At 67.6% G+C, this 25,836-nt stretch carries 22 protein-coding genes and 1 pseudogene; 5 read left to right on the forward strand and 18 right to left on the reverse strand.

Annotated features, from left to right (window positions below; translation table 11 throughout):
• Positions 1–128: 128 nt before the first annotated feature.
• Together dapD and dapC are read right to left on the reverse strand one after the other, a co-directional pair.
• Positions 129–953 carry a 2,3,4,5-tetrahydropyridine-2,6-dicarboxylate N-succinyltransferase gene (gene dapD, locus ACI48D_RS21670; protein WP_435573319.1) on the reverse strand — a complete coding sequence of 275 codons (825 nt, stop codon included), beginning with the start codon at positions 951–953 and terminating at the stop codon, positions 129–131.
• A 43-nt stretch (positions 954–996) separates the two neighbouring features.
• A complete protein-coding gene (gene dapC, locus ACI48D_RS21675) occupies positions 997–2,241 on the reverse strand; it encodes a succinyldiaminopimelate transaminase (RefSeq protein WP_435573320.1) in 1,245 nt (414 codons plus the stop codon).
• Between the two features lie 120 nt (positions 2,242–2,361).
• On the opposite strand from dapC, the pseudogene ACI48D_RS21680 reads away from it, so the two are divergent.
• Positions 2,362–3,087 (forward strand): annotated as a pseudogene (locus tag ACI48D_RS21680) (YoaK family protein); the annotation flags it as partial.
• A gap of 16 nt (positions 3,088–3,103) precedes the next feature.
• Here the strand turns inward: ACI48D_RS21680 and ACI48D_RS21685 are convergent.
• Positions 3,104–4,126, reverse strand: coding sequence for an AraC family transcriptional regulator (locus ACI48D_RS21685; protein WP_435573321.1), 1,023 nt, complete (start codon positions 4,124–4,126; stop codon positions 3,104–3,106).
• A gap of 107 nt (positions 4,127–4,233) precedes the next feature.
• Between ACI48D_RS21685 and ACI48D_RS21690 the strand changes: the two genes are divergently transcribed.
• The 3 genes from ACI48D_RS21690 to ACI48D_RS21700 are packed head-to-tail and all read left to right on the forward strand — an operon-like array spanning position 4,234 to position 8,983.
• On the forward strand, positions 4,234–5,826 hold the full coding sequence (locus ACI48D_RS21690) for an FAD-binding oxidoreductase (RefSeq protein WP_435573322.1): 1,593 nt from the start codon (positions 4,234–4,236) through the stop codon (positions 5,824–5,826).
• Positions 5,823–7,427 (forward strand): glycerol-3-phosphate dehydrogenase/oxidase, encoded by a 1,605-nt coding sequence (locus ACI48D_RS21695; protein ID WP_435573323.1) that lies wholly within the window; start codon positions 5,823–5,825, stop codon positions 7,425–7,427. The genes ACI48D_RS21690 and ACI48D_RS21695 overlap by 4 nt, the downstream gene beginning before the upstream one ends.
• Positions 7,424–8,983, forward strand: a complete 1,560-nt coding sequence (locus tag ACI48D_RS21700; RefSeq protein WP_435573324.1) for an FGGY-family carbohydrate kinase — start codon at positions 7,424–7,426, stop codon at positions 8,981–8,983. The genes ACI48D_RS21695 and ACI48D_RS21700 overlap by 4 nt, the downstream gene beginning before the upstream one ends.
• A 109-nt stretch (positions 8,984–9,092) precedes the next feature.
• On the opposite strand, the gene ACI48D_RS21705 is transcribed toward ACI48D_RS21700, so the two are convergent.
• From ACI48D_RS21705 to ACI48D_RS21750, 10 genes are all read right to left on the reverse strand, one after another.
• Positions 9,093–10,430, reverse strand: a complete 1,338-nt coding sequence (locus ACI48D_RS21705; RefSeq protein WP_435573325.1) for a diguanylate cyclase — start codon at positions 10,428–10,430, stop codon at positions 9,093–9,095.
• 223 nt (positions 10,431–10,653) lie between these two features.
• Entirely contained in the window at positions 10,654–11,847 is a 1,194-nt protein-coding gene (locus ACI48D_RS21710) for a PLP-dependent aminotransferase family protein (protein ID WP_435573326.1), read from the reverse strand.
• Positions 11,848–12,093: 246 nt separating this feature from the next.
• The gene (locus ACI48D_RS21715; RefSeq protein ID WP_435573327.1) at positions 12,094–12,552 is read right to left on the reverse strand and encodes a RidA family protein; all 459 of its coding nucleotides are present in this window, start codon (positions 12,550–12,552) and stop codon (positions 12,094–12,096) included.
• A gap of 52 nt (positions 12,553–12,604) precedes the next feature.
• On the reverse strand, positions 12,605–13,645 hold the full coding sequence (locus tag ACI48D_RS21720) for a bifunctional UDP-4-keto-pentose/UDP-xylose synthase (RefSeq protein ID WP_435573328.1): 1,041 nt from the start codon (positions 13,643–13,645) through the stop codon (positions 12,605–12,607).
• Positions 13,646–13,660: 15 nt separating this feature from the next.
• The gene (locus tag ACI48D_RS21725; RefSeq protein WP_435573329.1) at positions 13,661–14,965 is read right to left on the reverse strand and encodes a sensor histidine kinase; all 1,305 of its coding nucleotides are present in this window, start codon (positions 14,963–14,965) and stop codon (positions 13,661–13,663) included.
• Complete coding sequence (locus ACI48D_RS21730; RefSeq protein ID WP_435573330.1) at positions 14,955–15,650, reverse strand: response regulator transcription factor; 696 nt, start codon at positions 15,648–15,650, stop codon at positions 14,955–14,957. Before ACI48D_RS21730 ends, ACI48D_RS21725 begins: the two co-directional genes overlap by 11 nt.
• 56 nt (positions 15,651–15,706) lie before the next feature.
• The gene (locus tag ACI48D_RS21735; RefSeq protein ID WP_435573331.1) at positions 15,707–17,017 is read right to left on the reverse strand and encodes an RNA polymerase sigma factor; all 1,311 of its coding nucleotides are present in this window, start codon (positions 17,015–17,017) and stop codon (positions 15,707–15,709) included.
• Complete coding sequence (locus ACI48D_RS21740; RefSeq protein WP_435573332.1) at positions 17,014–17,859, reverse strand: YciI family protein; 846 nt, start codon at positions 17,857–17,859, stop codon at positions 17,014–17,016. Before ACI48D_RS21740 ends, ACI48D_RS21735 begins: the two co-directional genes overlap by 4 nt.
• Before the next feature lie 10 nt (positions 17,860–17,869).
• The gene (locus ACI48D_RS21745) at positions 17,870–18,295 is read right to left on the reverse strand and encodes a YciI family protein (RefSeq protein ID WP_435573333.1); all 426 of its coding nucleotides are present in this window, start codon (positions 18,293–18,295) and stop codon (positions 17,870–17,872) included.
• Complete coding sequence (locus ACI48D_RS21750; RefSeq protein ID WP_435573334.1) at positions 18,292–18,795, reverse strand: VOC family protein; 504 nt, start codon at positions 18,793–18,795, stop codon at positions 18,292–18,294. Before ACI48D_RS21750 ends, ACI48D_RS21745 begins: the two co-directional genes overlap by 4 nt.
• Positions 18,796–19,011: 216 nt before the next feature.
• Here ACI48D_RS21750 and htpG point away from each other — a divergent pair, with 216 nt between their 5' ends.
• Positions 19,012–20,934 (forward strand): molecular chaperone HtpG, encoded by a 1,923-nt coding sequence (htpG, locus tag ACI48D_RS21755; protein ID WP_435573335.1) that lies wholly within the window; start codon positions 19,012–19,014, stop codon positions 20,932–20,934.
• An 81-nt stretch (positions 20,935–21,015) separates the two neighbouring features.
• Here the strand turns inward: htpG and ACI48D_RS21760 are convergent, their stop codons facing one another.
• From ACI48D_RS21760 to kynB, 5 genes are read right to left on the reverse strand one after another with little or no spacing between them, the layout of a single operon-like run.
• Positions 21,016–22,107 (reverse strand): acyltransferase family protein, encoded by a 1,092-nt coding sequence (locus ACI48D_RS21760; RefSeq protein WP_435573367.1) that lies wholly within the window; start codon positions 22,105–22,107, stop codon positions 21,016–21,018.
• Positions 22,086–22,640: an RBBP9/YdeN family alpha/beta hydrolase gene (locus tag ACI48D_RS21765; protein ID WP_435573336.1), complete on the reverse strand. Its 555-nt coding sequence runs from the start codon at positions 22,638–22,640 to the stop codon at positions 22,086–22,088. Before ACI48D_RS21765 ends, ACI48D_RS21760 begins: the two co-directional genes overlap by 22 nt.
• On the reverse strand, positions 22,637–23,476 hold the full coding sequence (gene kynA, locus ACI48D_RS21770) for a tryptophan 2,3-dioxygenase (RefSeq protein ID WP_435573337.1): 840 nt from the start codon (positions 23,474–23,476) through the stop codon (positions 22,637–22,639). Before kynA ends, ACI48D_RS21765 begins: the two co-directional genes overlap by 4 nt.
• A gap of 10 nt (positions 23,477–23,486) precedes the next feature.
• On the reverse strand, positions 23,487–24,764 hold the full coding sequence (gene kynU, locus ACI48D_RS21775) for a kynureninase (RefSeq protein ID WP_435573338.1): 1,278 nt from the start codon (positions 24,762–24,764) through the stop codon (positions 23,487–23,489).
• Positions 24,765–24,781: 17 nt separating this feature from the next.
• Positions 24,782–25,420, reverse strand: coding sequence for an arylformamidase (kynB, locus tag ACI48D_RS21780; RefSeq protein ID WP_435573339.1), 639 nt, complete (start codon positions 25,418–25,420; stop codon positions 24,782–24,784).
• Between the last annotated feature and the right edge of the window lie 416 nt (positions 25,421–25,836).

A 25,836-nucleotide genomic window follows, 5' to 3' on the forward strand; every position in this document is an offset into this window, starting at 1 on the left:
AATTTTTGCGTTTGGGAGATTCTACCTTGTTGCGGAGGAAATGCCGACTCCGTCATTCCCGCGAAGGCAGGAATCCAAGTGCCCTGCGAAACGAAATGGGCCCCCGCCTTCGCGGGGGCGACGGCGTATCAGATGCCGCGCAGCAGCTCGTTGATGCCGGTCTTCGCGCGCGTCTTCGCATCGACCTGCTTGACGATCACGGCGCAGTACAGGCTGTACTTGCCGTCGGGCGAGGGCAGCGAGCCCGACACCACCACCGAACCGGCCGGGATGCGGCCGTAGCTGACTTCGCCGGTTTCGCGGTTGTAGATCTTGGTCGACTGGCCGATGTACACGCCCATCGAGATCACCGAGTTCTCTTCGACGATCACGCCTTCGACGATTTCCGAGCGTGCGCCGATGAAGCAATTGTCTTCGATGATGGTCGGGTTGGCCTGCATCGGCTCCAGCACGCCGCCGATGCCGACGCCGCCGGACAGGTGGACGTTCTTGCCGATCTGGGCGCAGGAGCCGACGGTGGCCCAGGTGTCGACCATGGTGCCTTCGTCGACGTAGGCGCCGATGTTCACGTAGGACGGCATCAGCACCACGTTCTTGCCGATGAAGGAGCCGCGGCGGGCCACGGCCGGCGGCACCACGCGGAACCCGCCCTTGGCGAAATCTTCGGCGCTGTAGCCGGCGAACTTGGTCGGCACCTTGTCGTAGAACTGCATGCCGCCGCCTTCGACGGGCACGTTGTTCTCGAGGCGGAAGGACAGCAGGACGGCCTTCTTGATCCACTGGTTCACGACCCAGCTGCCGCTGTCTTTCTGCGCCACGCGCAGGCTGCCGTCGTCAAGGCCGGCGAGGACGTGGGCAACCGCGTCGCGCACTTCTGCGCTGGCTGCGGTCGGGCTGATGTCGGCGCGCTGTTCCCACGCGGTGTCGATGATGGTCTGGAGTTGTTGGGTCATGATGTGTCAGCGTTTCAGGTTATGGATAGATCGGTGCGGCGTCTCAGGCGGACGGCTTCAGGTCCTTGCAGAACTGGACAATGCGGTTGGCCGCTTCCAGTCCTTCGTCCACGCCGGCGACGAGCGCCATGCGGATGCGGTTACGGCCGGGGTTGCTGCCGTGCGCGTCGCGCGCGAGGTAGGAGCCCGGCAAAACCGTCACATTATATTCGGCGTACAGGCCGCGTGCGAACTCGGTGTCCGACAGGCCGCTGGCGCGCACGTCGGCCCACAGGTAGAAGCCGGCGTCGGGCAGTTCCACGTCCATCACCTGCTTCAGTAGCGGCGTGATGAGGTTGAACTTTTCCTTGTACAGGTTGCGGTTCTCCTGCACGTGGGCCTCGTCGTTCCAGGCCACGATCGAGGCCGCCTGGATGGTCGGCGACATCGCGCCACCGCAGTAGGTGCGGTACAGCAGGAATTTCTTCAGCACGTCCGGATCGCCCGCCACGAAGCCCGAGCGCATGCCCGGCACGTTCGAGCGCTTCGACAGGCTCGAGAACACGACCAGGTTGGCGTAGGGACGCAGGCCGGCACTGCGGCCGAGCTGGTGCGCCGCTTCCAGCGCGCCCAGCGGCGGGGTCGCGCCGAAGTAGATCTCGGAATAGCACTCGTCGGCCGCGATCACGAAGCCGTGGCGGTCGGCCAGTTCAAACAGTTCGCGCCAGTCATCCAGCGTCAGCACGGCGCCGGTCGGATTGCCCGGCGAGCACAGGTAGAGCAGCTGCACCCGTGCCCAGACGTCGTCGGGGACGCTGGCATAGTCCGGGGCGAAGTTGCGCGCCGGGACCGAGTTCACGAAATAAGGCTCGGCGCCGGCAAGGTAGGCCGCACCTTCATAAATCTGGTAGAACGGATTCGGGCACATGACGAGCGCGCCGCCGTTCGCACCGTGGTTCCCTGCCGCGCGCGGGTCGACCACGCACTGGGCGATTGCAAACAGCGCCTCGCGCGAACCGTTCACCGGCAGCACCATGGTGTCCGGATCCAGCGCCGGCACCCCGTAGCGGCGCTCCAGCCAGCCGGCAATCGCCGCGCGCAGCGGCTCGCCGCCGTGCGTGCTCGGATAGTTCGCCAGCCCGGTCACGTTGTGGGTGAGGGCCTTCTGGATGAAGGCCGGGGTCGGGTGCTTGGGCTCGCCGATGCCGAGACTGATGTGGGCGTACTCGGGATTCGGGGTGATGCCGGCGAACAGCTGGCGCAGTTTTTCGAACGGGTAGGGGTACAGTCTTTCGAGATGTGGATTCACGGCTTTACCAGGTCAGATGGGATCGGTGTGAGAAGGTCAATTATAGCGAGGCCGGACCGATGCTGCTCTGGCTTGGAATGCAGTAATATTAAACATAGGAATTTACTGCCCAGGTCCGCCGTGCCACTCCACTACGCCCGCAGCCTTCTCGGCCAGGCGCGCAGCCCGCGCGCCAACCGCCACCTCGGCGTGGCGCTCGCCTTCGTGGCCGGCGCCATCAACGCCGGCGGCTTCCTCGCCGTGCACCAGTACACCTCGCACCTGACCGGGGCGATCTCGTCGGCGGCCGACAACCTGGCCCTGGGCGCCTGGGACCTGGCGCTGGATGCCCTCGGCGCCGTGCTGTCCTTCCTGCTGGGCGCAGCCTGCACCGCGCTCGCCGTGAACTTCGCGCGCCGGCGCGGCCTGGCCAGCGAATATGCGCTGCCGCTGTTGTTCGAAGCGATCCTGCTGCTGGCCTTCGGCGTGCTGGGCGCGCGCCTGGCGAGCGTCGATGCGCTGTCCGTGCGGGCCACGGTGATGCTGCTGTGCTTCATGATGGGCTTGCAGAATGCCCTGATCACCAAGCTCTCGCATGCCGAGATCCGCACCACCCACATGACCGGCATCGTCACCGACATCGGCATCGAACTCGGACGCATGCTGTACTGGAACCGCAACCCGGCCAAGCCGAAGGTGACGGCCAACCGCGCGAGGCTGCGCCTGCTGCTGTCGCTGCTGCTGGGCTTCTTTAGCGGCGGGCTGGCGGGGGCGCTCGGCTTCAAGCATGCCGGCTACCTGGCGACGCTGCCGCTGGCTGGCCTGCTGTGCCTGCTCGCGATCGTGCCGGCGGTCGATGACCTGCGCCGCCTGGGGCGCTAGGCTAGGCGAGTCCCGCCAGCGCCCGCTCGCGCCACGCCCCCGGATTCATCCCCGACCATTCGCGGAACGCGTGCGTGAACGCGCTCTGTTCCTGGTAGCCGAGCAGGAAGGCGATGTCGGCCAGCGACAGGCCGCGCCGGCGCAGGTAGTCCTGGGCCAGCGCATGGCGGGCGCCGTCGAGCACCTGCTGGAAGCTGGCGCCGCTGTCCGCCAGCTTGCGCTGCAGGGTGCGCGGCGACAGGCCCAGTTCGCCGGCGATGCCGGCCAGGCGCACGCGGTCATTGGCCAGGTTGCGGATCACGCAGGCGCGCACCTGGGCGACGATGCCATGGCGTTCGCGCTCGCTTTCCCTGTCCCGCAGCAGCCGTTCGGCGTGCTGCTGCAGCACCGGGTACATGCCGGCGTCGGCGTTCGGCACCGGCATCGCCAGCAGGGCGGCATCGAAGCAGGCCAGGTGGGCGCCGGCGCCGAACTCCGGCACTATCCCCAGCACCCGCTCGTACTCGGCCGCGCCGGCATCGCTCGCGTGCGCGAAGGCCAGGCGCAGCGGTGCCAGCGGACGGCCGGCGAGCCAGGAGCCGAGGGTGCGGATGCCGGCGAACACGCTTTCGGCCAGGTGCCGGCCGGCGTCCGGGAAGTGGCTGGTCCAGGTGTAGCGGGCGACATCGGCGCCGGCGTCGACCTCGAGCCGCGAGCGCCCGAGGTCGTGGGCCAGCTGTTCGTAGCGCTGCGTCTGTTCGAGGGCCTGGGCGAAGTTGGCGCAGGCCAGCAGGATCAGGCCGTACACGCTGTAGGTGCCGAGGCGGACCCGTTCGCCCACGTGCAGGCCGAAGTGCGGATCGTCGGCCAGTTCGGCGCCCGCCGCCAGCAGGGCGATGTAGTCGCGCGCCGCCAGCGATTCCGGCAGCGGATCGAGCGCGATCGATAGTCCGGCCGCCCGCGCGAGCGCGCCTGCGCCGACCCCGCGCGCGGCGGCCGCCTCCAGCAGCGGCTGCAGATAGGATCCGGTAACCCGGGCGAGCATTGGATCATTCGTCGGTGGCATGTTCGAACAAGCGCTTGGCATGAATCCGCAATACGCGGGAGGGCGGTTGGCTTATCTTACGCAAAAAACACGAAGGAAGACAGACCATGCGGCGATGGAACGGCTGGGGAGACGCCTCGATCGAGGTGCCGATCGGCGAGGGCGCGCTGCGCTTTCTCGCGCGGGAGCTGGGGCCGGGCACGGCGCCGCGTGACGCCGCCTTCGACACCGTGTGCGCGCGGCTGCCGCCTTCGCGCCTGCCGCCGCATCCGCTGGTGGACAGCGCGCCGGCGGTGCGCCTGACCCATGCGCTGGGCCAGAGCCTGCCCGACTGGCTGCGCCTGCGCCATGGCCGGGTCGAGGCGGCGCCGGACGGTGTCGCCTTCCCGGAAAGCGCGGAGGACGTGCGCGAACTGCTCCGCTTCGCCATCGATGCCGGCGCGGCGGTAGTGCCCTACGGCGGCGGCACCAGCGTGTGCGGCCACCTGGACGCGGCGCGCGGCCGGCCCACGCTGTCGGTCGACATGCGGCGCCTGCGCGCCATGACGGCGCTGGACCGCGACTCCCTGCTGGCCACCTTCGGCGCCGGCGTGGCCGGGCCGGACCTGGAAGCCCAGCTGCGCGCGCACGGCTATACGCTCGGCCACTTCCCGCAATCCTTCGAGTATTCGACCCTGGGCGGCTGGGTCGTCACGCGTTCTTCGGGCCAGCAGTCGCTGCGCTATGGCCGCATCGAGCAGCTGTTCGCCGGCGGCCGCATGGAGACGCCGCAAGGCAGGCTCGATATCCCGACTTTTCCGGCGTCCGCCGCCGGACCGGACCTGCGCGAGCTGGTGCTCGGTTCGGAAGGACGGCTCGGCATCCTCACGGAAGCCACGGTGCGCATCAGCCCCTTGCCGGACTTCGAAGCCTTCCACGCCGTGTTCCTGCCCGACTGGGAGCGCGCGGAACCGGCCGTGCGCGCGATCGTGCAGGCGCGGCTCGGGCTGTCGATGCTGCGGCTGTCGAATCCGGTCGAGACGGCGACCATGCTGACCCTGGCCGGCAATCAAAAGCAGGTCGCGCTGCTGGAAACCCTGCTGCGCCTGCGCGGCGCCGGAGACGCCAAGTGCATGCTGCTGGTCGGTGCCAGCGGCAACCAGGGCCAGGCGCGCGCCGCGCTGGCGGCCGCCCTGAAGATCGCGCGGCGGCATGGTGGCGTGCATGCGGGGCGCGGCCTGGGCGAGCGCTGGAAGAAGAACCGCTTCCGCAACGTCTACCTGCGCAACGCCGCCTGGGAACGCGGTTACGCGATCGACACCGTCGAGACGGCACTCGACTGGCCGCGCGTGAGCCCGGCGATGCGCGCGGTGGAGCGGGCCGCGCTTGACGCCCTGGCCGTGGACGGCGAGCGGGTGCATGCCTATACCCACCTGTCGCACCTGTATCCGCAGGGCGCCAGCGTGTACACGACCTTCATCTGGCGCCTGGCCGGCAACTACGATGCCGACCTGGTGCGCTGGGGGCGCCTCAAGAGCGCCGTCTCGGAGACCATCGTCGCCGGCGGCGGCACCATCAGCCACCAGCACGGCGTCGGGACCGACCACGCACCCTGGCTGCGCATGGAAAAGGGCCAGCTCGGCATGGACGCGCTGGGCGCGCTGTTCCGCCAGTTCGATCCAAGCGGCTGCATGAACCCCGGCAAGCTGCTGACGCCATGAAGGACGATGCCGTGAACCCGCTGTGGCGGCGCGACGGACGCAGCGCGCTGCCCGCGCTGATGGAGCGCGAATGGGACCTGCTGGTGATCGGCGGCGGCATCACCGGCGCCGGGATCCTGCTGGAGGCGGCGCGGCGTGGGCTGCATGCCCTGCTGGTCGAGCAGCGCGACTTCGCCTGGGGCACCTCGAGCCGCTCGTCGAAGCTGGTGCACGGCGGCCTGCGCTACCTGAAGGGCGGCCACCTGCACCTGACCAGGGAGTCGGTGCGCGAGCGCGAAAGCCTGCTGCGCGATGCGCCGGGACTGGTCGAGCCGCAGGGCTTCGCCTTCGCCCACTACGACGGCCAGCGCGGCCGGCGCAGCTTCCTGGCGGGCCTGGCGGTCTACGACCTGCTGGCCGGCCGGCGCGAGCGGCACTGGCTGGGCCGCGACGAGTTCCTGGCGCGCGCGCCGAACGTGGCGCCGGATATGGCAAATACGGGCCTGGCGGGCGGCATCGTCTACCAGGATGCCAAGACCGACGATGCGCGCCTGGTGCTGCGCGTGCTGGGCGAGGCGATGACGCATGGCGCCGCCGCGCTCAACTACGTGGGCGCGCGCACGCTCCTGCGCGTCGACGGCCGCGTCGCGGGCGCGCTTGTATGCGACGGCATCGCCGGCACCACCCACGAGGTGCGCGCACGGGTGACGGTCGATGCCACCGGCGCCTGGTCCGGCGCTTTGCATGGAAAGGGCCCGCGCCTGCGCCCGTTGCGCGGCAGCCACCTGGTCCTGCCGGGCTGGCGCCTGCCGCTGGCCCAGGCCGTGAGCCTGATGCATCCGCGGGACGGACGCCCGGTGTTCGCCTATCCGTGGGAAGGCACGACCCTGGTCGGCACCACGGACCTCGACCATGAGCAGCCGATGGCGAGGGAAGCGCGCATCACGCGGGCCGAACTCGACTACCTGCTGGCGGCGCTGCAGGCCCAGTTTCCCGGGCTCGGCATCGTCGAAGCCGACGTGCTGTCGACCTTCGCCGGGGTGCGCCCGGTGATCGCCGGCGGCCATGCCGAGGCGTCCCGGGAGGGGCGCGAGCACAGCGTGTGGAGCGAGGACGGGCTGGTGGCGGTGGCGGGCGGCAAGCTGACCACCTTCCGCGCCATCGCCCTCGACGCGCTGAAGCAGGTGCGCGCCCAGTTGCCGGAATGGCGCGACGCGCTGCGGCCGTGCCGGGTGTTCGCAGCGGCGCCGGCATCGACTCACGGCCGCCTGCCCGCCGGGCTGGTGCGCCGCCTGCAGGGCCGCCACGGCGCCGCGGCCGAGGCCTTGCTGCTTGCCGCCGGCGAGGACGAGTTCGCACTCATCCCCGGCACCGAGACCCCGTGGGCCGAGCTGCGCTGGGCCGCGCGCGCGGAAGCCGTGCAGCGCCTGGACGACCTGCTGCTGCGCCGCACCCGCCTGGGGCTCCAGCTCAGGGAGGGCGGGACGGCGCTGATGCCGCGCATCCGCGCCATCTGCCAGCCGGAGCTGGGCTGGGATGACGCCCGCTGGGAACGGGAGGCGCGCGATTACGCCGCCTTGTGGCACTCCCACTACGGCCTGCCGCAGGAGGGAGCCCGATGAATCCGACCATCCTCGCCATCGACAACGGCACCCAGAGCGTGCGCGCGCTGCTGTTCGACCTGCAGGGGAATATCGTGGCGAAGTCCCAGGTGATGCTGGAGGCTTACTTTTCCGATCAGCCCGGCTGGGCCGAGCACGACCCCGAGGATTACTGGGCTTCGCTGTGCAAGGCCTGCCGGGGACTATGGGGGCAGCCGGGCGTGGACAAGGCGGCCGTGCAGGGCGTGGCCGTGACCACCCAGCGCGGCACCGTCGTCAACCTGGACAGGGACGGCCGCCCGCTGCGCCCGGCCATCACCTGGCTCGACCAGCGCCGCACCGATGTCGTGCCGCCGATCGCCTGGTGGTGGCAGGCGGCGTTCCGGCTGGCCCGGTTCGGCGGCACCATCGATTATTTCCGCGGCGAGGCCGAGATCAACTGGATCAAGGCCCACCAGCCCGAGGTCTGGGCGGCGACCGACAAGTTCCTGCTGCTGTCCGGCTACCTGAACTGGCGGCTGTGCGGGCGCTTCGCCGACTCCAGCGGCTCGCAGGTCGCCTACCTGCCGTTCGACTACAAGCGCCGCCGCTGGGCCGCGCGCCGCGACTGGAAATGGCAGGCGCTGGCGGTCGAGCCGCACATGCTGCCCGAGCTGGCCGAGCCGGGCGAGCGCCTGGGCGAGATCTCGGCGCAGGCGACACTCGACACCGGCATCCCGCAGGGCCTGCCGCTGCTGGCGGCGGCGGCCGACAAGGCCTGCGAAGTGATCGGCGCCGGCTGCCGCGAACCGCATGTGGGCTGCCTGAGCTACGGCACCACGGCCACCATCAACACCACCAGCACGCGCTACCTCGAGGCCACGCCCTTCATCCCGCCATACCCGGCGGCGATCCCGGGCGCCTACAGCAACGAAGTGCAGGTGTTCCGCGGCTACTGGATGGTCAACTGGTTCAAGGAGCAGTTCGGCCACCCCGAGCAGCTGCGCGCGCTGCTTGAAGACGTCGCGCCGGAGCAGCTGTTCGACCGCATGGCGATGGGAGTTCCGCCCGGCTCGATGGGCCTGATGCTGCAACCCTACTGGACGCCGGGCATCCGCATGCCGGGCCGGGAAGCGAAGGGCGGCATCATCGGTTTCGGCGATGTCCACACCCGCGCCCACGTCTACCGCGCCATCCTCGAAGGGCTGGCCTATGCGCTGCGCGAGGGGAAGGAGAGGATCGAAAAGAGGAGCGGGGTGGCGATCACCGAGCTGCGCGTTTCCGGCGGCGGCTCGCAGAGCGATTGCGCGATGCAGCTGACGGCCGACATCTTCGGCCTGCCGACCGCGCGCCCGCACGTGTACGAGACCTCGGGCCTGGGCGCGGCCATCGACGCCGCCGTCGGCCTCGGCCTGCATCGCGACTTCGATGCCGCGGTGGCGGCGATGACCAGGGTAGGAAGGGTGTTCGAACCGGTGCCGGCGCACCGGCAGGTGTACGACAAGTTGTACCGGCAGGTGTACCGGCGGATGTACCGGCAGTTGCAGCCGCTGTACCGGGACATTGCGGAGATCACCGGGTATCCGCGAGTGACGTGACCGTCGTTCCCGCGAAGGCGGGAACCCGAGGTGCCGGCGTTCCGGTGACGCATGCAGAACTTGGGTTCCCGCCTGCGCGGGAACGACGCTGGGTAAGCGGGAATGACGGCTAAAGCATCGCCGCGTTGCGCACCGCTTCCCACGCCGCCCCCGCCACCGCGGTCTCCACGCGGTTGCGTCCCGCCGCCTTGGCCGCATACATGGCGCGGTCGGCGCACACGAACAACTGCTCGATATCGTCGAGCTGGGTCGGCACGATGGTCGCCACGCCCACCGACACCGTGATCCACGGCGAGGTCGGCGAGCGCGGGTTCGGCAGCTGCAGGGCTTCGACGGTGGTGCGGATGCCTTCCGCCAGGCGCGCCGCGGCATCGATCGGGGTCTCGGCGAACAGCAGCACGAATTCTTCGCCGCCGTAGCGCGCCGCCAGGTCGGTCGGGCGCAGCGCGTGGGCATCCAGCGCGTGGGCCACCTTCTGCAGGCAGACGTCGCCGGCCGCGTGGCCGAGGGTGTCGTTGTACAGCTTGAAATGGTCGACGTCGAGCACCACCAGCGAGAGCGGCTGGGCGCTGCGGATCGCGCGCTGCCATTCCTTTTGCAGGAAGGCGCCGAAGTGGCGGCGGTTGGCGATCTGGGTCAGCGGATCGAGCATCGCGGCGCGCTGCAGCGCATCCTCGGACTGCTTGTGGTGGCTGATGTCGTGCAGCAGGGCGACGAACAGGCCGTCGTTCGCGTGCATCGGCGTCATCGTCAGGTCCATCGCGTGCAGGACGCCGTCGCGGTGGCGGATCAACACCTCGCGGGTGCCGTGGCCGATCGCCTCCATCGCCGAGCAGCCGTCCGGGTAGCTGTCCTGCTGGACCAGCAGGTCGGCCAGCGAGCGGCCCACCAGCTCGTCCGCCGCATAGCCCAGGCAGCGGTCGCAGGCCGGGTTCGCATACTGGATGCGGCCGTTGCGCTCGACGATCAGCAGGCCCTGGTCCATGCTGTGGACGATCATGCGCAGGCGCTCCGTCTGCGCGTTCTGGGGGGCGCTGCCGCTGTTCAGGCGCAGTTGCGCGCGCACGCGCGCGCAGACTTCCTCCATGCGCAGCGGCTTGGTGATGTAGTCGACGGCGCCGATGTCGAAGCCGGCCACGATGTCCTCGGTGTGGCCGCGCGCGCTCATGAAGATCACGGGGATGCGCGCCGTGACCGGGTGCGCCTTCACGCGGCGGCAGGTTTCGAGTCCGTCCATGCCGGCCATGACGACGTCGAGCAGCACCAGGTCGGGCTTGATGCGCTGGGCGATCTCGAGCGCGCGCTCACCCGAGGTGGCGACGAAGGCCTGGTAATCCTGGCGCAGCATCATCGTGCGCAGCAGCGCCACGTTGTCCGGTGCGTCGTCGACGATGAGGATGGCGGGTTTGCGGGGCGCTGCTGGCCCCGGGCTGGCTAGGTTGGGCATACGGTGCCTTGAGAGGCTGCACGAAGATGTTCTTTCAAAATCATACATCCTTGCCTACCCTTTTGGAGCAAGTATGATTGTTTGTCGGAAAAACTTGTGACTTTGGCGCAACTCTTGGTTCTTGAAAATAACAAAAAGTTACGCAGTGTGGCGCCGCGGGTAACAAATGCGGCGCCGTGCGGCGCGGACCGGGCGGTCCGCGCGCGGCAGGAGTATGACAGGGTTACAGCTGGTCCTTGATCAGCTTGCCCAGCACGGCGATGCCTTCGCGGATGCGCTCCGGCGGCACGGTCACGAAGGACAGGCGCAGGGTGTTGGTGGCCGGCTCGTTGGCGTAGAACGGCGCGCCCGGCACGAAGGCGACGCGGGCGGCGATCGACTGGTCGAGCAGCTTGCTGGCGTCGATCTGCTTCGGCAGTTCGACCCAGATGAACATGCCGCCCTCCGGACGGGTCCAGGTCACGCCTTCGGGGAAGTGCTCGTCCATCGCTTCCAGCATCACCTGGCACTGGTTGGCGTACAGGCTGCGGATGGTCGGGATGTGCTCGGCCAGGAAGCCGTCCTTGACCACCTCGTGCACGACCATCTGGGTCAGCTGCGCGGTGTGCAGGTCGGCGGCCTGCTTGGCCAGCTCGAGGCGGCGCACCAGCGGCAGCGGGGCACAGACGTAGCCGAGGCGGATGCCGGGGGTCAGCACCTTCGAGAAGGAACCCATGTAGATGACGCCTTCCGGGTTCATGTTCAGCATGCGTGGCATCGGCTCGCCCTTGTACGACAGCGCGCCGTAGGGATCGTCCTCGATCAGCGGCAGGCCCAGGCGGGCGCAGGTTTCGACCAGTTCGCGGCGGCGCTCGATCGACAGCGAGCGCCCGGTCGGGTTCTGGAAGTTCGGCAGCGCGTACAGCAGGCGTGCGCCGTCGGCCAGGCCTTCCAGCGAGGACGGCACCAGGCCGTGCTCGTCGGTTTCGACCGAGTGGAAGTCGGGACGGTACACCGAGAACGCCTGCAGGGCGCCCAGGTAGCTCGGGGTCTCGACCAGCACTTTGCTGCCTTCGTCGATCAGTACCTTGCCCAGCAGGTCGAGCGCCTGCTGCGAACCGGACACCATCAGGATCTGCTCGGGCAGGATCTTGCAGTCCGGCGTGGACAGGTAAGCCGCAATCCATTCGCGCAGCGGAGCATAGCCGTCGGTCGGGCCATACTGCAGGGCCTGCTTGCCAGCTTCCGACAGTACCTTGTCGTAGGCCGCTTTCATGCGCTCGACCGGGAAGGTGGCGGGCGACGGCAGGCCGCCGGCGAAGGAGATGATCTCGGGACGCTGGGTAATCTTCAGGATTTCGCGGATCGCCGAGCTTTGCAGCTGCTGCGCGCGTTCCGAAAACTGCCACTGGATGGGATTGGGATTTTCGATTTTCATACTGATCTCACAGGAAGGACGGCTTGGGTGCGTCGGCCATTATAAAGCAGCTTGATGAGCCGCTCCGTTAAAGAGGCCTGCCTTGTGGGCAAGCCTCGGGGATTATATTGAACACCAATACAGCATCGGGGGATGCGAAAACCGTAGCGAGCGGAAGCAGTTTCGTCCGAGAAGCGCAGCCGTACTTACGGTACGGCGAGCATCGCAGGGCGAAAATGCGACGCGTAGTAGGTTTGCGCGCCCCCTTCAGACCTCAACAGTCATTTCGATCTCTACACAGGTACCGCGCGGCAGCGAGGCCACGCCGAAGGCCGAGCGGGCGTGTTTGCCGGCGTCGCCGAACACTTCGCCCAGCAGTTCCGAGCAGCCGTTGGTGACCAGGTGCTGTTCGTTGTATTCCGGGGTCGACGCGACCAAACTCATCACCTTGACGATGCGCTTCACGCGGCCCAGGTCGCCGCCGCAGGCTTCCTGCAGGGTGCCCATCAGGTCGATCGCGACCGAGCGCGCCGCCGCCTGGCCGTCCGCCGTGGTCTTGTCCTTGCCCAGCAGGCCGGTGTTCGGCGAGCCGTCGGCGTTCTTGGCGATGTGGCCGGAAATGAAGACCAGGTTGCCGGTCTGGACGTACATGACATAGGCCGCGGCCGGGGTGGCCGGCGCCGCGAGAGTGATGTTCAGTTCTTTGAGTTTGTCGTAGACGGACATGGAATCCCCAGGGTTACGTAATAAAGTGCCGATATTGTACGTCCAGCGTGGTTCAATCGACCAGTCCGCGCGCAAGCCCGACCTGGCCGCGGTAGGCGTCGAAGATGTGGCGCAGGGCATCGGCCATGTTGGTGGTCGGAGCCCAGCCCAGGTCGTTCCGGGTGTTCTCGATCTTCGGCACGCGGTTCTGCACGTCCTGGTAGCCGGTGCCGTAGTAGGCGCCCGAGCTGGTCTCGACGATCTGCACCTTCTGCGCGCCGGCCGCGTATTCCGTATACTCGGCCGCCAGCTCCAGCATCATGCCGGCCAGGTCGCGGATCGAGTAATTGTTGGCCGGGTTGCCGATATTGTAGATCTGGCCGCTCGCCTTGCCGTCCTTGTTCTCGATGATCTTCATGAGCGCTTCGATGCCGTCGTCGATGTAGGTGAAGGCACGCTTCTGCGCGCCGCCATCGACCAGCGAGATCGGTTCGCCACGCACGATGTGGCCGAAGAACTGGGTCAGCACGCGCGACGAACCTTCCTTCGGGGTGTGGATCGAGTCCAGTCCGGCGCCGACCCAGTTGAACGGGCGGAACAGGGTGAAGTTCAGGCCTTCCATCCCGTAGCCCCAGATCACGCGGTCCATCAGCTGTTTCGAGCAGGCGTAGATCCAGCGCGGCTTGTTGATCGGGCCGTAGACCAGTTCCGAGTTCTCCGGATCGAACTCGTCGTCGTGGCACATGCCGTAGACTTCCGAGGTCGACGGGAACACCAGGTGTTTTTTATACTTGGCGGCCGAGCGCACGATCGGCAGGTTGGCTTCGAAGTCCAGTTCGAACACGCGCAGCGGCTGCTGCACGTAGGTCGACGGGGTCGCAATCGCCACCAGCGGCAGGATCACGTCGCACTTCTTGACGTGGTATTCGACCCATTCCTTGTTGATCGTGATGTCGCCTTCGAAGAAGTGCATGCGAGGATGGTCGAGCAGTTCCGTGATGCGGTCCGTGCTCATGTCCATGCCGTAGACTTCCCAGTCGGTGGTCTCGAGGATGCGCTTGGACAGGTGGTGGCCGATGAAGCCGTTGACGCCGAGGATGAGGACTTTTTTCATGTGCTAGCTTTCAAATCAAGAATTGGCGAAGTTTTCGTGAAATTCCACGGCTTGCCGCGCTTCCAGGCCGAGCAGGACGCGGGTCCCGCTTCCCTCGGCGCTCTCGACGGCGATGCGCCAGCCGTAGCGGTCGCAGATCTTCTTCACGATCGCCAGCCCGATGCCGAACCCGTCGCCGCGTCCGCCCGGCGCGCGGTAGAAACGCTCGAACACGTGGGGCAGGGCTTGCGGGTCGATGCCCGAGCCGGTGTCTTCGACCCTTAGCGTGCCGTGCTCGTACAGGAAGCGCAGTTCGCCGTCCTGGGTGTGGCGCAGCGCGTTGTCGATCAGGTTGGACAGGACGATGCCGAGCGCCGGCGCATTCGCCGCGACCCGCACCTCGGCGGGCACCGACACGACGGCCCGCACCGCTTGCCGTTCCAGCCGGTCGGCGTAGCGATCGAGGACGGTGCCGATGATGCCTGCGAGCTGCGCGGATGCCGCCACCGTGGCCGATTCCTCGCGCGCGAGCGCCAGCAGGCACTCGACCAGGGCGTGCATGTCCACGGCCGCCTGTTCGATCTGCAGCAGGCGCTGGCGCGACTTGGCGTCGAGCGACCCGGCGACCGGCTCCAGCAGTTCGCAGCTGGTGCGGATCCGGGTCAGCGGGGTGCGCAGTTCGTGGCTGACGTTGGCGGTGAACTCCTTCTCGCGCTGGACCATCGCGGCCATGCGCACGTGGTAATCGTTGACGGCGTCCGCCAGCTCGGCCACTTCGCGCTCGTCGTAGCCGCGCGGATCGATGGCCGAGGCGGCGCCCGAACGCAGGTCCCTGACCTGCCGGGCCAGGCCGCCGACCTGCCGCACCAGCAGCCCGGACAGCCAGTACGCCAGCCACACCGTCGGCAGCACGAAGACGGCGGTGACGAGCGTCAGCGTTTCGATGCCTTCCCTGAACTGCTTTTCGTAGGCGCTGTAGTCGTAGGCGCGGTACACCCGTTCGGCGCCGAAGCGCACCACCGCCACATGGATGTCGCGGCCGCCCACCAGGACTTTATGCACGCCTTCCGGCAGCGAAGCCAGGGACCCCGGCAGGCCGAACCATTGTCCGCCTTCCTGCGACACCCGCGCGCCCAGCACGGGATCCACCGGCGGCAGCGAGGCCGGTTCGTCCCGGTAGGACTGCAGCAGGTTGCGCATGTCGTCGTCGATGATCGATTCGATCAGGCGTTCTTCCTGCGACTCGGCGAGCGCGCGCACGCCCAGCGTCTGCACGGCAAGCAGGACGATCGCGGCGGCGAACAGGGCCAGCGCGACCTTCAGGCGCAGGCTAAGGCGCATCGTGCGGATTGCCCGGGGCGCTGATCCGGTAGCCGATCCCATGCAGCGTTTCGATCGGGTTCGCCTCGCCGTCGGCGGTGAGGGCGCGGCGCAGCGTGTGCATGTGCGAGCGCAGCGTGTCGCTGTCCGGCAGGGGCTCGCCCCACACGGCGGTTTCCAGCTCGGTGCGGCGCTGCACCCGCCCCGGCGACGCCATCAGCAATTGCAGCAGGTGCAGGCATTTGCGCGGCAGGCGGATCGGCCGGCCGGCGCGCTCCACCTCGAGCGTGCGCGGATCCATGCTGATGTCGCCGCAGTGCAGTGCGCCCGGCACGACCTGTCCCTGGTGGCGCTTGATCAGCGCGGCCAGGCGCGCGCCCACTTCCTTGAGCGAGAACGGCTTGACCAGGTAGTCGTCGGTGCCGTTGCCGAAGCCGGCCAGCTTGTCGTCCAGCGTGTCCTTCGCGGTCAGCATCAGGACCGGGGTGTCGCGGCGCGCTTCTTCGCGCAGCTTGCGGCACAGGGTGAAGCCGTCCATGCCGGGCAGCGCGACGTCGAGCAGGATTGCGCTCCATTGCGCGCTGACGGCGCGGTGCAGGCCGGTGACGCCGTCCGCGGCGTGTTCCGGAACATAGCCGGCGGCTTCGAGATAGTCGTAGAGATTGGCGGCGATGGCCGGGTCGTCTTCGATGATGAGAACGCGCATGAGATTGCATTGAGGAGGGCGGAAGCCGCCATCATGCCATACTGCGGCGCCCTTGTTCAGCCGATCCTTCCTCCCTCGTCCCGCGCGCGCGCCAGCAGCAGGGTGCGTTCGCGCTCGTTGCGGGTCAAGTTGGCCGCGCGCTCGAACTCGGCGCGCGCTTCCTCGTGGCGGCCCAGCTTGGCCAGCAGGTCGCCGCGCACGCTGGGCAGCAGGTGGTAGTTGCGCAGCAGTGCTTCGTCCAGCAGCTGGTCGGCCAGCGCCAGGCCTTCCGCCGGACCGTAGGCCATGCCCAGGGCCACCGCGCGGTTCAGTTCGACGACCGGCGAGCGCAGCAGCTGGGCCAGGGCATCGTACAGCGCGGCGATGCGCGGCCAGTCGGTGGCCTCCGGGCTCAAGGCGCGCGCGTGGCAGGCGGCGATCGCGGCCTGCAAGGCGTAGGGACCGAGGCTGCCCAGGCGCCCGGCGCGCTCCAGCGCCGCCAGGCCGCGCCGGATCAGGAGCCGGTCCCAGCGGCTGCGGTCCTGGTCCAGCAGCAGCACCGGCTCGCCGTTTGGCCCGGTGCGGGCGCGCTCGCGTGAGGACTGGATTTCCATCAGCGCGACCAGGCCGTGCACTTCGCCTTCTTGCGGGGCCAGCTCGGCCAGCACGCGGCCCAGGCGCAGCGCCTCGCGGCACAGGCCGGGCCGCAGCCAGTCGGCACCGGCACTGGCTGAATAGCCTTCGTTATAGATCAGGTAGATCACCTGCAGGACCGAGGCCAGGCGCGGCTTGCGTTCCTCGCCGCGCGGCACCTCGAACGGCACCTTGGCCTCGGCCAGGGTGCGCTTGGCGCGCACGATACGCTGCGCCACCGTGGCTTCCGGCACCAGGAAGGCGCGCGCGATCTCGGCCGTGGAGAGGCCGCCCAGCAGCTTGAGCGTGAGCGCGGCGCGCGCCTCGCCCGGGAGCACCGGGTGGCAGGCCACGAACATCAGGCGCAGCACGTCGTCGTCGATCCCGTCTTCCGCCAGTTGCGCGATCTCGGCCAGTTCGTCGGGCTGGCGCTGACCGTCGCGCAGCTGCTCGTCCAGCTCCCAGGACAGCTCGCCCTCTTTGCCCGCATGCATGTTCATGTGCCGCAGGTGGTCGAGGGCGCGGTGCTTCGCCACCTGCATCAGCCAGGCGCCGGGCTTGTCCGGCACGCCGTCCGTGGGCCACGCTTCGAGTGCCCGCAGCATCGCATCCTGCGCCAGCTCCTCGGCGATGCCGACGTCACGCAGCATGCGGGAAAGCAGCCCGACGATGCGCGCCGATTCCATGCGCCAGACCGCTTCGACGGTCCGGCCGATGTCGTGCGCGCTGTTGTCCGCGCTGTCGCCCGAGCTCATGTCCGCGTCATGACCCCGCGCAGGGCGGCATCGAGCTGCTCGGCGCGCAGGCTGGCGTCTTCCTGGCGCTGCGCCGCGCCGAGCGCCGGTGCCGGGTCGTCCATCGTCATCGCCTCGCGGATTTCGACTTCGACATGGGGACCGGTCGGGTAGGGCAGGGTGCGCGCCCACGCGATCGCATCAAGCATCGAGCTTGCCTTGATCATCCAGAAGCCGGCGATCAGTTCCTTGGCTTCCGCGAACGGGCCGTCGATCACGCTAGCCTGGGCGCCCTTGAAGTGGAGGCGGCTGCCGCGCGCGCTCGACTTCAGGCCGTCGCCGGCCAGCAGCCTGCCTTGTGCTGCCTGCGCGGCGTTGAAGGCGTTCAGCGCGTCGAGCATCTCCTGCGGCGGGATGCGGTCGCGCTCGGTGCCGGCGTCGGCGCGCAGCAGGATCACGTAGCGCCGGTCGGCGCCCTCCGGGGCCGGCGGCACCTGGGCACAGCCACCCGGGCAGCCGGTCTCGCGCAGTTCCAGCACGGCCTCGCCGGTGGCCTGCACGTCGCTGCGCGGCCAGCCCTTCAGCTGTTCGAGCGCGGCTTCCTTCGACGCCGCCTCGAAGACGGTGAAGCCGGCCACCAGTTCCTTGGCTTCGGCGAACGGGCCGTCGGTCAGGCTTTCGCCGCCCGGCCACAGCTTCAGGCGCACCGCGCGGCTGCTCGGACGCAGGCCCAGGGCCAGCCCGAGCCGGCCCTGGTCTGCCAGCGCCTGGTTGAAGCGCGCCATCTCGTCCAGCGCCTGGGCCGAAGGCGGCATGCCGGCCTCGGTGGCCTCGTCGGCCTTGCGGATGACCATGAATTGCATCGCTGTCTCCTCAGCGCGCCGTGACTTGTTGGCGCCGGCGCTCTTCCTGCGCGCGCAGCTCGGGCGTGAGCTCGGCGCCGAAATCCTCGGCCTCGAACAGCTGGCGGATCTCGATGTCGCCCCGTCCCTCGCCATACGGATTCGGGCAGCGCCTCATCCACTCGATCGCTTCCTGCTTCGAGCTGACTTCGATGAGCCAGAAGCCGGCGATCAGCTCCTTGGTCTCGGCGAACGGACCGTCGACCACGCTGCGCTTGTCGCCGTCGAAGACGATGCGCGCGCCGCGGCTGGAGGGATGCAGCCCTTCGCCGGCCAGCAGCACGCCGGCCTTGACCAGCTCTTCGTTGAACTGGCCCATGTCGGCCAGCTGCTGCCGGGTCGGCATGACGCCGGCCTCGCTGGCGGCGGTAGCCTTCACGATGACCATGAATTTCATGGCTGGCCCCCTTGCTGGTCATCGCCGCCCTGGCGCTGCTGCATCGACCTCTGCATCTCTTCCCGCATCTGTTGCGGCGTCATGTCGCGCTTGTGGGTGGCGATCGACCAGCGGTGGCCGAAGGGATCGTCGAGCTGGCCGTAGCGGTCGCCCCAGAACATGTCGGCCATCGGCATGACCGGCTTGGCGCCGGCCGCCACCGCCTGCTGGAAGACGGCGTCGGCATCGTTCACGTACAGGTGGATGAAGACCGGGGTGCCTTTCAGGGCTTGCGGGCCGTTGCAGCCGAACTCGGGAAAGTCGTCCGCCAGCATGATCGGCGAGTCGCCGATGCGCAGCTGGGCATGCATGATCTTGCCGCCGGGGCCGGGCATGCGGCCGGTCTCGACGGCGCCGAAGGCCTTCTTGTAGAACTCGATGGCGTCAAGCGCGCCTGCGCACACGAGGTGGGGCGTGATGGTGTGGAAGCCTTCGGGGATGGCGCGTACTTGGTCTTGCATGATGGGTCTCCTTGGTTGTCCTGTTATGACGACGAACGGCGCATTCCGCTTTCGACATCGGTGCGCAAAAATATGCGGATTTTTTCGATACGGTATGACGACTGTCGGACGAAGTCGAGAAAAAGATGATTGTCTGCAAAAAACCTCTTGAAATCCTTGCCGGGGTCCCAATATCGGCCCGGTCTGTTTAACCCTTGAACATAACGAGGACATAAGATGGCTGTTGCCGAAAAAGAAACCCTTGGCTTTCAGGCAGAAGTAAAACAACTGCTGCAACTGATGATCCACTCCTTGTACTCGAACAAGGAGATCTTCCTGCGAGAACTGATCTCGAACGCGTCGGACGCCGCCGACAAGCTGCGCTTCGAGGCGATCAACAACGATGCCCTGTACGGCAACGACCATGAACTGAAGATCAAGGTCCTGTTCGACAAGATTGCCAAAACCATCACGATCTCCGACAACGGCATCGGCATGAGCCGCGACGAGGCGATCTCGCACCTGGGCACCATCGCCAAGTCGGGCACCAAGGAATTCTTCAGCAGGCTGTCGGGCGACCAGCAGGCCGACGCCGCGCTGATCGGCCAGTTCGGCGTGGGTTTCTACTCGGCCTTCATCGTCGCCGACCGCGTCACCGTCGAGACCCGCCGCGCAGGCGCGCTGCCTTCCGAGGCCGTACGCTGGGAGTCGACCGGCGAGGGCGACTACACGATCGAGCAGATCGACAAGCCCTCGCGCGGCACCGACATCACCCTGCACCTGCGCGAAGGCGAGGACGAGCTGCTGTCGTCGTGGAAGCTCAAATCCATCATCCGCAAGTACTCGGACCACATCTCGCTGCCGATCGAGATGAAGAAGGAAGAGTGGGACGAAGAGAAGAAGGAAACCGTCGTCAAGGACGAGTTCGAGACCGTGAACCAGGCCAGCGCGCTGTGGGCCCGCTCGAAGTCGGACATCACGCTGGAGCAGTACGAGGAATTCTACAAGCACGTCTCGCACGACTTCCAGGCGCCGCTGGCCTACACCCACAACCGCGTCGAAGGCCGCAGCGAATACACCCAGCTGCTGTACGTGCCGAGCCACGCCCCGTTCGACCTGTGGGACCGCAACAAGCGCGGCGGGATCAAGTTATATGTAAAACGCGTGTTCATCATGGACGATGCCGAGCAGCTGATGCCGGTCTACCTGCGCTTCGTGAAGGGCGTGATCGATTCGAACGACCTGCCGCTGAACGTCTCGCGCGAGATCCTGCAGGAGTCGCGCGACGTGCGCGTGATCCGCGAAGGCTCGACCAAGCGCGTGCTGGGCATGCTGGAAGAAATGGCGAACTCGGACGAGCAGGAAGGCAAGGACAAGTACGCGACCTTCTGGAAGGAGTTCGGCCAGGTGCTGAAGGAAGGCATCGGCGAGGACGCCACCAACAAGGACCGCATCGCCAAGCTGCTGCGCTTCGCCTCGACCCAGAACGATTCGTCTGACCAGACTGTCTCCTTCGCCGACTACGTGTCGCGCATGAAGGAAGGCCAGGAGAAGATCTATTACGTCACCGCCGACAGCTACACCGCGGCGAAGAACAGCCCGCACCTGGAGATCTTCCGCAAGAAGGGCGTCGAAGTGCTGCTGCTGACCGACCGCGTCGACGAGTGGATGCTGTCCTTCCTGAACGAGTTCGACGGCAAGGAACTGGTGTCGGTCGCCAAGGGCGGCCTGGACCTGGGCAAGCTGGAAGACGAGGCCGAGAAGAAGGAACACGAACAGACCGAAACCCAGTACAAGGACCTGGTCGAGAAGATGAAGGGCGCGCTGGCCGACAAGGCCAAGGACGTGCGCGTGACCTTCCGCCTGACCGACTCGCCGGCTTGCCTGGTGGCGGACGAGCACGAACTGTCGGCCAACCTGGTGCGCATGCTGAAGGCGGCCGGCCAGAGCGCGCCGGAATCGAAGCCGATCCTCGAGATCAACCCGAACCACCCGCTGGTGACGCGCCTGAAGTACGAGGATGCGGACCAGGCGCGCTTCGCCGACTGGGCCCACCTCCTGTTCGACCAGGCCATGCTGGCCGAAGGCGGCAGCCTGAGCGATCCGGCGGCCTTCGTGAAGCGCATGAACGAGATGCTGCTGGGCGGCGCAGCGAAGTAAGCGGCGGCGCAAGCCGAGCGCGCGTTGCAAGCATGATGGCCGGGGCGACCCGGCCATTTTTTTATCGGCGCCGATTGGCGCTTAGCGGCGCAACAGCCGTTGCAGGGCTTCGGTAAGCGGCTGCAGCGCCGCGGCCACCAGCACGATCGCCAGCGCGAGCCCTAGCAGGACGGCCGGATCGCCGCGCCGGAACGTGACCAGTGCCTGCCAGGCGCAGATCACCAGGCTGTGCGACAGGTAGAGCGTGAAGGTATGCGCCGAGACCCGGCGGATCGGCCGCGCGGCGCGCCCCAGCAGGTCGAAGCCGGCGTGGCGCGCGCAGGCGAAATTCATCAGGACCAGCAGCCCGACGGCGTAGTCGGCCAGCACGCGGTCGGCGCTGCCCATGCGCAGGCCAGGGAATGGCCAAAGGGACTGCGCCACCTTTCGCAGCCCCGGTTCCGGGTAGTACCAGGTCCACAGTCCCAGCAGCACGAGCGACAGCAACCAGCCGGCGCGGGCGGCGCCGAGGGGGAAACCATGCGTCTTCTGCCAGTGGTACAGCCAGGCCCCGGACAGCCACAGCGGCAGCAGCAGCCACAGCTTCGGGCCCATCAGGGCGAACACGGCCAGGGCCAGCAGGCGCAGCCTGCCCTTCAGGTAGCACAGCACACCGAACAGCACGTAATACCAGGCCTCGTAGTTCAGCGACCAGTAGGGCAGCAGCCAGGGCGGACTCTCGACGAATCCCCACAGTTCGCCCAGGAACAGCAGATGGAAGGGGATGTAGAGCCAGGGCTTGCGCAACTGGTAGGCGCCGCCGACGGGCACGCCGAAGCTGTCGGCGCAGGCCGCCAGTGCGAAGGCCAGCAGCAGCAGCGGCAGCACCACCGAATACAGGCGCGCGCAGCGGGCCCTTACGTAGTCGCGCAGCGTGCGGTTGCGCTGCTCGGCGCTGTAGGCGATCACGAAGCCGGACAGCACGAAGAAGGCGATCACGGCTTCGCGCCCGAGGTCGGCGATGCGCGCGATCTGGGCATCGTCGAAGATGCGGAAATAGCTGAAGTGCGCCATCACGACCGCGCAGGCGGCCGCGATACGTACCAGGTCGAGGTAGAGCGAGAACGGCCGGTCGAGCTCGGCCTTGCCGGCCGCCGTGGCCGGCGCTGCCCTCAGGGATGGAGAGTCGAGCAGAACTCCTCCAGCATCTGCTCACCCTCGGGCCACGGCCCGTAACCGGTATCGCCATTGATGTGGCCGGCGTCGCCGATCTCGATTAATCTACTGCCCCAGGCCCGGGCGAAGGCGCGCGAGCGTTCGATCGCCGCGTATTCGTCGTTCGTGCTCGCCACCACCGTCGAGGGAAACGGCAGCTTGTCCATCGGGACCGGCGCGAAGCCGTTGGCGGGCACCGGATAGGAGGACGCCTCGACGTCGCTCGGCGCCACCAGGAAGGCGCCGGCGATCTTCAGCGGCGAGCCGGCGTGGGCCCATTGCGCCCATTGCGCCACTAGCATGCAGCCCAGGCTGTGCGCGACCAGGATCGGCCGGCCTTCGCAGGCGGCAATCGCCGCGTCCAGTTCGGCCACCCATTCGTCGCGGTCCGGCGCGTTCCAGTCGCGGTGCGCCACCCGTTCCCACTTCGAATACTTGCGCTCCCAGTGAGTCTGCCAGTGCTGCGGACCCGAGTTCCACAGGCCGGCCACGATCAGGATGTCGCAGTTCATAAAGCGGTCCTCAATGCAAACAGTTCCGGGAACAATACCACGTCCAGCATCTTGCGCAGGTAGCTCACCCCGGCCGTGCCGCCGGTGCCGGCCTTGAAGCCGATGATCCGTTCGACCGTCGAGACGTGCCGGAAGCGCCAGGTGCGGAAGGCGGTTTCCATGTCGACCAGCTTCTCGGCCAGCTCGTACAGCGCCCAGTGGTGCTCGGGATCGCGGTAGACTTCGAGCCAGGCCGCCAGCACCGAGTCGTCGTGGACGGTCGGCCTGGTCGGGTCGGCGTCCAGGCGCGCCTGGGACACCGGCAGCCCGGTGCGCGCCAGCAGCCGCACCGCCTCGTCGTAGAGCGAGGGCGCGTGCAGTTCGCGCTCCAGCAGGGCGTGGTGTTCCGGCATGGCCTGGTGCACGGCCAGCATCGCCGGGTTCTTGTTCCCGAGGATGAATTCCAGTTCGCGGTACTGGAAGGACTGGAAGCCGCTGGATGCGCCCAGGTAGGGGCGGATCGCCGTGTATTCGGGCGGAGTCATGGTGGCCAGCACGTCCCAGGCGTGCACCAGCTGGTCCATGATGCGTGCCACCCGGGCCAGCATCTTGAAGGCCGGCGGCAGCTCGCTGTTCCGGATCTGCGCGCGCACCGCCTGCAGTTCGTGCAGCATCAGCTTGATCCACAGCTCGCTGGTCTGGTGCTGGATGATGAACAGCATCTCGTTGTGGTTCGGCGACAGCGGATGCTGGGCGCTCAGGATCTGGTCCAGGCCCAGGTAGTCGCCGTAGCTCATGGACCCCTTGAAGTCCATCTTGGCGCCATGCCATTCCGCGTTTTTCGTTTGCTCGTCCATGCCGTCTCCTTCAGGTCACCGCGCTGCGCGCCGCATTGGCGTCGTAGCTGCCCTTGTCTAGGATGTCGCGCAGGATCTCGACCGCATCCCACACATCGCAATAGCTCGTGTACAGCGGCGTGAAGCCGAAGCGCATGATCTCCGGCTCGCGGTAGTCGCCGATCACGCCGCGCTCGATCAGGGACTGCATCACCGCATAGCCCTGCGGATGGGTGAAGCTGACCTGGCTGCCGCGGCGCGCATGCTCGCGTGGCGTCACCAGGCCCAGCGGATGCGCCTTGCAGCGCGCTTCGACCAAGGCGATGAACAGGTCGGTCAGCGCCAGCGACTTGGCGCGGATCGCCTCCATGTCAGTCTCTTCGAAGATCTCCAGCCCGCATTCGACCATCGCCAGCGAGGCCACCGGCTGGGTCCCGCACAGCGCGCGGCCGATGCCGCTAGCTGCCGTGAAGCCGTGCGACATCGCGAACGGCGCCGCATGGCTCCACCAGCCGGTCAGCGGATGGCTGAAGGCGGCCTGGTGGCGCTGCGGCACCCAGATGAAGGCCGGCGCGCCGGGGCCGCCGTTCAGGTATTTATAGGTGCAGCCGACCGCAAAATCAGCTGAACTCGCGGCGTCTGCGCCGTGCAGGTCGAGCGGGACCGCGCCGGCCGAGTGGGCCAGGTCCCAGACCGCCAGCGCGCCGGCCGCGTGGGCCTGGCGCGAAAGCAGCCCCATGTCGTGCTGCCAGCCGGTGCGGTAGTTCACGTGGGTCAGCATCAGGACCGCGCAGTCGGCGTCCACCGCGGCGGCCAGTTCGTCGACGCCATCCACCAGGCGGATGGCGTAGCCGCGATCGAGCCAGCGCGCCAGGCCGTCCGCCATATAGATGTCGGTCGGGAAGTTGCTGCGCTCGGTGACGATCGTCTTGCGTTCGGGCGCACGTTCGGCCTGGATGTGGAGTGCCGCGGCCAGCGCCTTGAACAGGTTCAGCGAGGTGGTGTCGGTCACCACCACTTCGCCGGGGCGGGCGCCGATGAGCGGGGCGAGGCGGTCGCCGAGGCGCTTGGGCAGCTCGAACCAGCCGGCCTTGTTCCAGCTGCGGATCAGGTCTTGGCCCCATTCGTGCGCCACCACCTCGTGCACGCGCGCGAGCGCGGCGCGCGGGCGGGCGCCGAGCGAATTGCCGTCCAGGTAGATCACGCCTTCGGGCAGGTCGAAGCGGTCGCGCAGCGGGGCCAGCGGATCCTCGGCGTCGAGGGCGGCGCAATCGGCGCGCGAGGAAATCGAAATCGTGGTCTTGCTCATTGATGCGTTCTCCTTGCTCAGTGCGCGCAAAGGGTGCGCAAAATCGCGCGCACCGGGCTGGCGTCCATGCCGGCCAGTTTCAGGGGCAGGGCGATCAGTTCGTAGTCGCCGGGCGGCACGGCATCCAATATGACGCCCTCGAGGATCGCCAGGCCGTGGCGGCGCACCGCGTGGTGGGCATCAAGGGTCTTGGAATCCTGCGGGTCGAGCGAGGCGGCGTCGGTGCCGACCAGGATCACACCTTTCGACGCCAGCAAGGCGATGGTCTCGGGCGCGATCGCCGGGAAGGCCGGGTCCCAGGCCTGCTGCGGGGCGCTGGCGTAAGTACGCAGCAGCACCCGCGGCGGCGTGCCGTCGAGCCGGGCTTCGATGTCCTGCGGGCGCACCGTCTGTACGCCGATGCAGTGGATCACCCGGCACGGGCCCAGGTAGGGCGCGAGGCCGACGGCGTCGATCGCGGCTCCCTGCGGATCGTAGTGGGAAGGTGCGTCGGTGTGGGCGCCGAGATGGGTGCTCATGGTCATGCGGCTGACATGGACCGGGCAACCGTCCCGGATTTCCCAGGTCGGGCTGGCGTCGAACGGGGTATCGCCGGGCCAGACCGGGATGCCGGCCGAGATCGTCGGGCTGATATCCCAGAGTGTAGGAGCGTGCATGCTTGCCTTCGTGAGGAATGCGCGGAGCCGGCAGTGTAGCAAGAAAGTCATCGCTAAAAAAATTTTCGCGACAAGCCTCAAGTTTCCGAAAACCCGTCCGATAACCCACCTAGATGACCGGGATTGGGTCGCAAATTTTTTTGCGAATCACCCTAAAGTTTGCGCAAAGCCGTCCGATAACGGTTTGTAGGGCAAGGAAGGGCCGAAAAATAATCGAAAAATATTTCGATTCGACCCTAAAGTTCCCAAAAAGGTTGACGTTAACCAACATAGACGAAGATTCCTGTCGGCGTCGACGGGCCTGAAAAGCCCGAGTTATCAAACATGCTCATCCGCCCGGTTTCATAGGGGCGCGACCACGATCCTGGAGGGTTTGTCAGACAAACTCCTACGGATCGACTTCGTCTTTGCCGGAC

This window comes from Massilia sp. LXY-6, assembly GCF_051233485.1.
GTDB lineage: Bacteria > Pseudomonadota > Gammaproteobacteria > Burkholderiales > Burkholderiaceae_D > Telluria.

Bases quoted from the DNA above. Each gene is read 5' to 3' on its own strand.
- ACI48D_RS21745 (WP_435573333.1), bottom strand. From the start codon at position 18,295: ATGAAATTCATGGTCATCGTGAAGGCTACCGCCGCCAGCGAGGCCGGC.
- ACI48D_RS21765 (WP_435573336.1), bottom strand. From the start codon at position 22,640: ATGAACTGCGACATCCTGATCGTGGCCGGCCTGTGGAACTCGGGTCCG.
- ACI48D_RS21700 (WP_435573324.1), top strand. From the start codon at position 7,424: ATGAATCCGACCATCCTCGCCATCGACAACGGCACCCAGAGCGTGCGC.
- htpG (WP_435573335.1), top strand. From the start codon at position 19,012: ATGGCTGTTGCCGAAAAAGAAACCCTTGGCTTTCAGGCAGAAGTAAAA.
- ACI48D_RS21730 (WP_435573330.1), bottom strand. From the start codon at position 15,650: ATGCGCGTTCTCATCATCGAAGACGACCCGGCCATCGCCGCCAATCTC.
- kynB (WP_435573339.1), bottom strand. From the start codon at position 25,420: ATGCACGCTCCTACACTCTGGGATATCAGCCCGACGATCTCGGCCGGC.
- ACI48D_RS21720 (WP_435573328.1), bottom strand. From the start codon at position 13,645: ATGAAAAAAGTCCTCATCCTCGGCGTCAACGGCTTCATCGGCCACCAC.
- kynA (WP_435573337.1), bottom strand. From the start codon at position 23,476: ATGGACGAGCAAACGAAAAACGCGGAATGGCATGGCGCCAAGATGGAC.
- dapD (WP_435573319.1), bottom strand. From the start codon at position 953: ATGACCCAACAACTCCAGACCATCATCGACACCGCGTGGGAACAGCGC.
- ACI48D_RS21685 (WP_435573321.1), bottom strand. From the start codon at position 4,126: ATGCTCGCCCGGGTTACCGGATCCTATCTGCAGCCGCTGCTGGAGGCG.
- ACI48D_RS21690 (WP_435573322.1), top strand. From the start codon at position 4,234: ATGCGGCGATGGAACGGCTGGGGAGACGCCTCGATCGAGGTGCCGATC.
- ACI48D_RS21710 (WP_435573326.1), bottom strand. From the start codon at position 11,847: ATGAAAATCGAAAATCCCAATCCCATCCAGTGGCAGTTTTCGGAACGC.
- ACI48D_RS21695 (WP_435573323.1), top strand. From the start codon at position 5,823: ATGAAGGACGATGCCGTGAACCCGCTGTGGCGGCGCGACGGACGCAGC.
- ACI48D_RS21740 (WP_435573332.1), bottom strand. From the start codon at position 17,859: ATGCAATTCATGGTCATCCGCAAGGCCGACGAGGCCACCGAGGCCGGC.
- ACI48D_RS21725 (WP_435573329.1), bottom strand. From the start codon at position 14,965: ATGCGCCTTAGCCTGCGCCTGAAGGTCGCGCTGGCCCTGTTCGCCGCC.
- kynU (WP_435573338.1), bottom strand. From the start codon at position 24,764: ATGAGCAAGACCACGATTTCGATTTCCTCGCGCGCCGATTGCGCCGCC.
- ACI48D_RS21750 (WP_435573334.1), bottom strand. From the start codon at position 18,795: ATGCAAGACCAAGTACGCGCCATCCCCGAAGGCTTCCACACCATCACG.
- ACI48D_RS21735 (WP_435573331.1), bottom strand. From the start codon at position 17,017: ATGAGCTCGGGCGACAGCGCGGACAACAGCGCGCACGACATCGGCCGG.
- ACI48D_RS21715 (WP_435573327.1), bottom strand. From the start codon at position 12,552: ATGTCCGTCTACGACAAACTCAAAGAACTGAACATCACTCTCGCGGCG.
- ACI48D_RS21705 (WP_435573325.1), bottom strand. From the start codon at position 10,430: ATGCCCAACCTAGCCAGCCCGGGGCCAGCAGCGCCCCGCAAACCCGCC.